The 775-nt window shown below is 74.5% G+C and carries 1 protein-coding gene; it reads left to right on the forward strand.

Features of this window, described 5'->3' with window-relative positions; all coding sequences use genetic code 11:
* Positions 1 to 10: 10 nt before the first annotated feature.
* Positions 11 to 775 (forward strand): class F sortase (locus NBZ85_RS31530; RefSeq protein ID WP_261563472.1); only part of this gene is annotated, 765 nt, incomplete at its 3' end.

Raw genomic sequence — 775 nt, forward strand, 5'->3', positions numbered from 1 at the left:
GGGAAGGACTGTGGAACGCGAGACCAACGGCAGCCACCGGAAGCCCGCCATCGGCCTGGTGCCCGCCGCCGCCGCGGCGCGGCCTGTCCTGCTGTGGCGCGGGCTGCTCCTCGTGGGCCTGGTGCTCATCGTCGGCAGCGGATTCCGCCTCGCGGAACCGGCACTCGACGCCGTCCGCGGCGGTTCCGGGACGGAGGCGGTGGCCGAGCTGCCCGACATCCCGCCGCCACCACCGGCCCCTGCGGGTCCCACGACCGGTCTGCCGCTCACGCTGGTCGAGCAGCCGGTGGTGGTCATCAACGATCCCGTCCGGCTGCGCATCCGGCGGATTGGGGTCGACGCGCCGATCACCCACCTCGGCCTGGCCCCGGACGGCTCGATCGCGGTGCCGAAGGCCTGGGGCGACGTGGGCTGGTTCGACCGCGGCCCCGCACCGGGCGGCGTCGGCCCGTCGGTCCTCGTCGGCCACTACGACTCCACCACGGGGCCGGCGGTCTTCTACCGCCTGCCCCAGCTCGTCCCCGGCGACCGGGTCGAGGTCGCCGGGCGGACCGGAGCCGCCCAGGCGTTCATCGTCGACCGGACCGAGGACGTGTCCAAGGCGGCGTTCCCGAGCCAACGGGTCTACGGGCCGGTGACCCGCCCGGAGCTGCGGCTGATCACCTGCGGCGGCGCCTTCGACCACAAGACCAAGCACTACCTCAACAACATCGTGGTCTACGCCCACGCGGACACCTTCGCCGGCCCGCCCCCCGGTGCGGCTGCCGTCCTGCCC

It is taken from the genome of Frankia tisae (genome assembly GCF_025403405.1).
GTDB lineage: Bacteria > Actinomycetota > Actinomycetes > Frankiales > Frankiaceae > Frankia > Frankia tisai.